The sequence below is a fragment of the Actinocorallia longicatena genome, from assembly GCF_039534125.1.
Taxonomy (GTDB): domain Bacteria; phylum Actinomycetota; class Actinomycetes; order Streptosporangiales; family Streptosporangiaceae; genus Actinocorallia; species Actinocorallia longicatena.
Window position 1 is genome coordinate 1 of sequence record NZ_BAAAUV010000065.1, and the last position, 6,161, is coordinate 6,161.

Annotated in this window: 4 protein-coding genes and 2 pseudogenes; 2 read left to right on the top strand and 4 right to left on the bottom strand. The window is 63.2% G+C overall.

Annotated elements, in window-relative coordinates; translation table 11 throughout:
* Positions 1 to 95 precede the first annotated feature (95 nt).
* Together ABD785_RS41000 and ABD785_RS41005 are read right to left on the bottom strand one after the other, a co-directional pair.
* Positions 96 to 485 (bottom strand): annotated as a pseudogene (locus ABD785_RS41000) (transposase family protein); the annotation flags it as partial.
* A 133-nt stretch (positions 486 to 618) separates the two neighbouring features.
* Positions 619 to 966, bottom strand: coding sequence for a hypothetical protein (locus tag ABD785_RS41005; protein WP_344840290.1), 348 nt, complete (start codon positions 964 to 966; stop codon positions 619 to 621).
* 120 nt (positions 967 to 1,086) lie between these two features.
* Between ABD785_RS41005 and ABD785_RS41010 the strand changes: the two genes are divergently transcribed.
* Positions 1,087 to 2,250 (top strand): PIN domain-containing protein, encoded by a 1,164-nt coding sequence (locus tag ABD785_RS41010; protein WP_344840292.1) that lies wholly within the window; start codon positions 1,087 to 1,089, stop codon positions 2,248 to 2,250.
* Between the two features lie 398 nt (positions 2,251 to 2,648).
* Here the strand turns inward: ABD785_RS41010 and ABD785_RS41015 are convergent, their stop codons facing one another.
* Positions 2,649 to 3,608: a DUF4365 domain-containing protein gene (locus ABD785_RS41015; RefSeq protein WP_344840294.1), complete on the bottom strand. Its 960-nt coding sequence runs from the start codon at positions 3,606 to 3,608 to the stop codon at positions 2,649 to 2,651.
* Positions 3,609 to 4,192: 584 nt separating this feature from the next.
* Between ABD785_RS41015 and ABD785_RS41020 the strand changes: the two genes are divergently transcribed.
* Entirely contained in the window at positions 4,193 to 4,666 is a 474-nt protein-coding gene (locus tag ABD785_RS41020) for a hypothetical protein (RefSeq protein ID WP_344840296.1), read from the top strand.
* 221 nt (positions 4,667 to 4,887) lie between these two features.
* Here ABD785_RS41020 and ABD785_RS41025 read toward each other — a convergent pair.
* Positions 4,888 to 6,161: pseudogene (locus ABD785_RS41025) on the bottom strand (hypothetical protein); the annotation flags it as partial.

A 6,161-nucleotide genomic window follows, 5' to 3' on the forward strand; every position in this document is an offset into this window, starting at 1 on the left:
GCCGAGTACGAGGAGACGTTCCATCGATCAGCCGCCGGCACCGGCCTGGCGAGCGAGAACCACGCGATCTAGCCTCCAACTTCGCCGGGGCGGCCCATGCCGTGGACGCGGTGTTTTCCGGAGAAGTAGGGCCGGTCGGCCTTCACGCGGTCGGTGTGGATGAGGGTGCCGTCCAGGATCAGATGCGTCAGCCCGTCCTTCTTCGCCTTCTTCAGCGCCGCCGCCAGCTTCGGAGACCGGGCCGACAGCAGCGCGACCGTTTCCTCGACGTAGCGCCAGGCTGTCGCCGTCGACACCTCGAATCCCGCTCCGGCCTCGGCGAACGTCTCGCCTTTACGCAGGTGAACCAAGACCAGCAGCGCCTGCCGGCCCGGGTTGAGCAGCCGCCACGTGGACCCGATCTGCTTGCGTCGCCGCCGGATCAGCCCCGCGACGTAGTTGAGCGTTGAACGCGACAAATCGACGGCAGCACGATAGAACAACACGCAGAACCCCTGGCCTGGACATGGTGATTGTGGTGATCAACCCGTCTACCAGGGGTTTCTCCATGTCAAGGATCGAACACCCGGACCGCGATTAGGTCGTGATCATCCGTCTGCTCAGGCGGATGAAAAAGGTTCAGTGGTCGGGGCCGGTGAGGACGTTCTTGGCTTGGAGATCTGCGTGAAGGACGTGCTGGGTCGTTGTAGTGGCCAGGAGCGTCGCCAGGACATCTTCGGCGTCTTTGATCGAGGCGACTTCGTTGGCATAGCGGGGATCGGCAAAGCGCTCACGGACCCAGTCGAGACGCATCTCGGTGATCTCGGCTAGATCTTTGAGAGCGGGGGCGGGGGACGTGTCTGAGCGGTTGAGGCGGGTGAGGAGATGGGTGGTACCCCCAACGGGATGCCACTCACACGGCTGCATGATCACGGCGTCCGCGTTGTTCGCCGCCGGGTGACGGTCGGCCCAGGCATGGGGCTTCATGTTGCGGGAGACTAAGCCCGTCTCCCCATCATGGCCACAGTTGCGGCGGCCAGTTGGGAGTAGCTCATCGACGGAAGCGAGGGAGCTTTCAGCGGCGACGGCTCGTGGAAGGATGTGACCGTGATCGTGTTGTTCGATGCCAACCCGCTCGTGGCCGCTCCGTTTCATGATCCTTGGTGGCAGGTCCTCTCACGCAGCCGTGGGGATTGGAACATCGAGCTGTACATCCCCGAGGTGTCGCTGTTGGAGGTCACCGCCCGCGCGGAGCGACGGGCGGACGAACGCATCGCCAAACTTAAGGCGCTCTCTTCGGAGTTCCCCGAAGTCGAAGGCTTCGCAGAGGCTCTGGATCGGCTCCGGACCGAACGTGAAGGCATCGAAGGAGAGCTGCGAGAGAAGGCAGCGGCTATCGGTGCGACCATCGTCCCGCCGCCGGACGTCCCGCACCTGGAAATGGTCCGCCGGCAGACTGCGCGAAAGCCGCCATGCAAGCCGTCAGGTGACGGTAACCGGGACACGCTCAACTGGCTGACAGTCCTGCGTACAGGAGTCGACCACTCGAAGCGACAAATCGTATGGGTGTCGGATGACAAGGACTTCAAGTCCGACAAAGGCAAGCTCCATCCGGCTCTGCTGAAGGAAGCGGCCGACGCCGGGCTCGGTGACCGATTGCTGTTCTTCACCTCTGTTGAGGCGCTCGTCCAGCATCTTCTGGAAGAACGGGGACTGCCCAAGGACCCGGAAGGCGCACGCTTGGCTATGGCCGCTGGCAAGGTTCAGGACTACCTGGTGAACACGGTCTTCGCCACTGGTATCGCAGCTCGTGACGAGGTCGCTTCCTTTGACGTGCTTATCCACCCCAAGCGGGACTCGATTCGGATCGGGGAGGCGACTAGGGAAACCGACGGCAGCGAGCTGTGGCCTTTTGCTTTCACCTTCGCCGCGATGAGCGGCACGGGCGGGCAACGGACGGTCATTGAATGCGATGTGGAAGGGCGCGTCACCGTGAGTCCGGACGGGACGCCGGTGGACGCCTTTATCTCCTCCGTCCGTCAACGGCCCCCATCCCTGCTCCAAGTCTTCGGCAAGGTATTGACCGCCTTCTCCCAAACCCGCAACGGAGACCGCGATATCAACCAGCTGATCGCGGAAAGCCAAGGCCAGATGCAAGCTGAACTACGCGCGGTTTCAGCAATTGAAGACCACCTTCAAGAGGAGATCCAGCAACGCGTTGACCAGCACAAATGCGACAATGCTCCAGAGGATCCGGCCCCCGGACGGTAGGCGGCTCCACCCGGAACCGCGGCAGCGAAGCGGTTTCGGTACTGGGTGGACGGTTGTCTCTCTCTAAGTCGGTATGTTCAGATCGATTTAGATATTGATGCGCTCGATGTCCTTTTGCTGCAGGACTGCTATGGGTTCATTTTTTCTGGTCACTGCTGGCCGTGTTCGTCGCGACTCTCGCCGTGGACCGGATGCGCGTCCGCAAGGACCAGCACCTCGGAACGCTGGAGATCCTCATGAAGGACGCGGCCCCGGAGCAACGGTCAGTGATGCTCCCAGACGTCCCAGCGATACTCCACGCGATGAACCAGGACGACACCTTGCCGGAGCTTCGACTGAATCGAGGCATCCCACCGCCGCCGTGACGAGACGCTCGCGGCTCGCCTCGGACGCGGAGACTACCTCGTAAGTAGCCTCCCGCCCTGCTTCGCGAATTTATCCACTACCAAGAACGCGTTGCCTAGCTCGTTGAGCGTCAGCTCAAGCCGGTAGAAATCTACCTCGCCACCGCCATTGCGGTAAGGGCGGATACGCTCAGGAGCCAGATTCCGTCTCCACTCCTCGAACGAAGACTTAGCGAAGAGCTCGTAATCCTCAGTCCAAATACAACAGTCAGCTTTGTACTGATCATACTCTGTCCCGTCGTACGTTTCCCGGTGCACCGAGGCGTCAGCCCACGCGAATAGCTTCGGCACCACCTCGGCATAGCTAGCGAGGCCGAGATACACACCCCAACTGGCCAGCTCCTGAGGCTTCTCGTCTTCCTCGTTGTCTACGCCCAGATAGATGGAGCCTCGCCCTGAGGTTTTATTGACCCATTCCTCCATATCCACCACTAGCCGCTTGCCGCTGGCCAGCAGCTCCATCCACGGCTTGGCGAGCCGCAGCTCGCGCAGACGCAGCTCGTATGGGTCACCCTCAGCGGCCTTTTGCAACAATTCCCGAGCGCTCGCATCCAGTACCTGGCCCTTAGGAACCAGGATCTTCCAGCCGCCAGTCGACGTCTTGACCAACGTCTCCCGGTTGATCAGCTGCCAGTGGCAGCGTTTGGTCTCTGGGTGGTACAGCACCACAATCACCGGTAGCGAGTGGTTCGTCCAGTACTGCACATGCGCGCTGTCGAGCCAGAACCACCAGCCGCTTGGTATGGCGTCTTTGAACCAGCTTGCTCCGCTCTTGATCTGCAGGGCCAGTAGTCGCCCGCGCACATCCCCGCCGTCAACCACCTCGGCCTGCGCATCGATTCCGTAGTCCTCGGTCGGCTGGTTGCGAAACAGCCAGCCCAGCTCGCCTTCGACGGCCTGCTGGGTGTGGGTGACACCCTCGCTGGCGACCTTTGCGGAGGTTGTGCGACGCATCACGTGGACATCTTCTCGTGCCACTCGTTGGTTTTCTTGGGGTTTGGATGAACCACTAAGCGATAAGTGCTCCCTGGGCTTATGAGGAGCTCTGGCTGAAGGCCCGCCGGCCCCAGAGAGACGCTGTATCAGTCCGGGCGCTCAGGTGTTCTTGTCTGCATCACGGCGAAGCCATCGGCTCGTCTGGGCGCCTCGTTCATCGCTGAGGGCGTTCGTTGGGCCGGGCTTGACCTGCTCGAACGAGGTGGGGGTCCATACGGGGGCCGCACCGGCGGACCGGGTAATCAATCCCTACGCCGGGGTGGTGCGACGGCCGGTCACCGTTTGACCCACGGGTTCGGGTGATCTTGGAGATGCAGGGACTTAGGGCGGGTTATGCCGAGGAGTAGCTATGCGCTGTCTCAGGCGAAGCTGGATCTATCTCTGTGTTCTCTTGCGTGCCGTCGCTTCCCGATGGAGCGATGAGGGGTGACAGCGGTGACCAAAGAGAAGAACCGAGAACCACGTATGAGCCCGAAGTATCTCGGGGCGGCCATGGAGTTCGCGGCTGCGCAGATGGACGAGGACGCTGTGCGGCGTTCGCCATGGTGGTCGCCAGGCTTGGCGACCGGTACACGATGGTCAACAAGTTCGCGGTCTTCGTGCAATGCCCGGCAGCTGTCGAGGTCCACGGGATCCACGCGTGGCGTAAGTGCGGAAGGAAGGTCGCCAAAGGCCAGCGCGGTCTCGGCATCCTCGCGCCCGTGACGCGCCGCGACAAGGCGGTCGATGATGCACCGCCCACTGGCGGCACGCCCGCGGAGGGCGCGAAGGAAGATGGTTCGCCGAGGCGGCTCAAGGGATATCGGGTCGTCTACGTGTGGGACATTTCGCAGACCGTTCCGACAGACTGCCCTTGCCCGAGCTTGGAGACCTGCCAGTGTCTCTACCCCGCTACGGTTCCACCCCAAGGACCGGCTGCGGACCTCGGCGATATCCGAGAGCTGCTGGAGCAGCTCACCGGGTCCGATGACGACAGCGCCGAACCCGAGACGGCCTCTCGCCCATCAGAGCACTGACCTCCAGCGGTGCCCCCGACGGCCTCGGGGGCACCGCTCCAGCAGTTGATCATGCGACGACAGAATTGGACTTGAGCCACCCCGGCACTCGTGGGGACATCCTGCTATCTGGTGGGCATCGGCCTGCGTCACAGAACTGGCCGTGAGGAAGTCAGCTGACGTTCCAGGCCTTTGGCCAGACGTTCTGATCGGGTATGCAGCCGCACGGGTGCCTCGTCGATCTACCGGGAGCTGTTCCCGGTGTAGAAGGCGTCACCGTGATGCTGTGCCAACCACGTGCCGTTCGCGGTGGTCGGGCACCAAAGGATCCCGGTGTGGGTCTCCTGGCTGAGGTGACGACTCTTAGCCGAGAAGAACGTCTTGCCGCTGACGATCACGCTCTCCTGGACCTTAGTGCGGGGGCCGTCCGCGCTCGCGCCGATCCCAACATGTTGGCTGCGGCGAGGTGACCGGCCGGACAGGATCGCGGCCAGCTCAAACGCCTCAACCATTCGCGGATCCTTCTGGGAGAAGACCATCGTCGTCCCGCCCATCAGATAGCCGTCTCCCCGGACGGAGACGTCCAGGAATAGCTCAAGCTGCGAGGAGGTCAGCGACCGGATGAAATCCAGCGACACGATCCGGCTGGGCGCGTGCTCCAGAACCACCTCGGCGGCGGCGTTCAACTTGAAGCGGGTCATCCGGCCGCCGCTGGCCAGGACCTTCCTCCAGCGCGGTCTCCCGTCACGGATCCTCGCGTCGTCCCGCAGGTATTTTCCGGCCATTACGCCGGATACACCGAGCCTCCGGCCGATCTCGTTGGCCGACATCTTCGGGCTATCAGCGCGCAGCGCCTTGGCCGCCGCGCGGCGATCGATGCTCTCGCCCGAGGCATACCGGCCGCCCTTGTCGAATGCGTCGCTCTCCGGTCCGAACAGGACCGTCAGGGCCTGTCCGATCCGTGCGACGTTCTCGGGGTTGATGAGGTGGGACTGGCTGATGGCTACGCGCGGTGTGTGGCGGCCGGGCCGCTCGCCCAGATCGCCTTCGGTGTAGTACCAGGCGACGGTCTCCACTAGGGCATCACTGTACTTCGGCTCGGTCGGAAGGTCGGCGGACGGCGCGGCCAGCACCAGCCGCTCGTAGATGTCCTGGCTGGCGGGTGTGACAGCGGCTTTGGCCATCAGGTCCGCCGACGTTCGCCAGCCGTTCGTTCGTTTGGTCCAGGTGCCGGACACGACCGGCCAGCGGTGGGCGAGGGTCGTCACCGACGTGTGCCGGCGGCCGTCGATCTTCGCCATCGGCTCATCAGCGACGTCGAAGACGCTGACGGCCAGGAGCGGCTGCCACTCCGACAGGCCCGTCCCGTGGTTGAGGGTCAACACCAGCACGCCGACGGTCAGCTGTTCGTAGGTTCTCCTGGGCCACCCCGAGTTGGTTGGAGGCTCCGATACCTGGAAGGGTGAGGAGTTATGGCACCACCGAGGAAGTATGCCCCTGAGCTGCGGGAACGGGC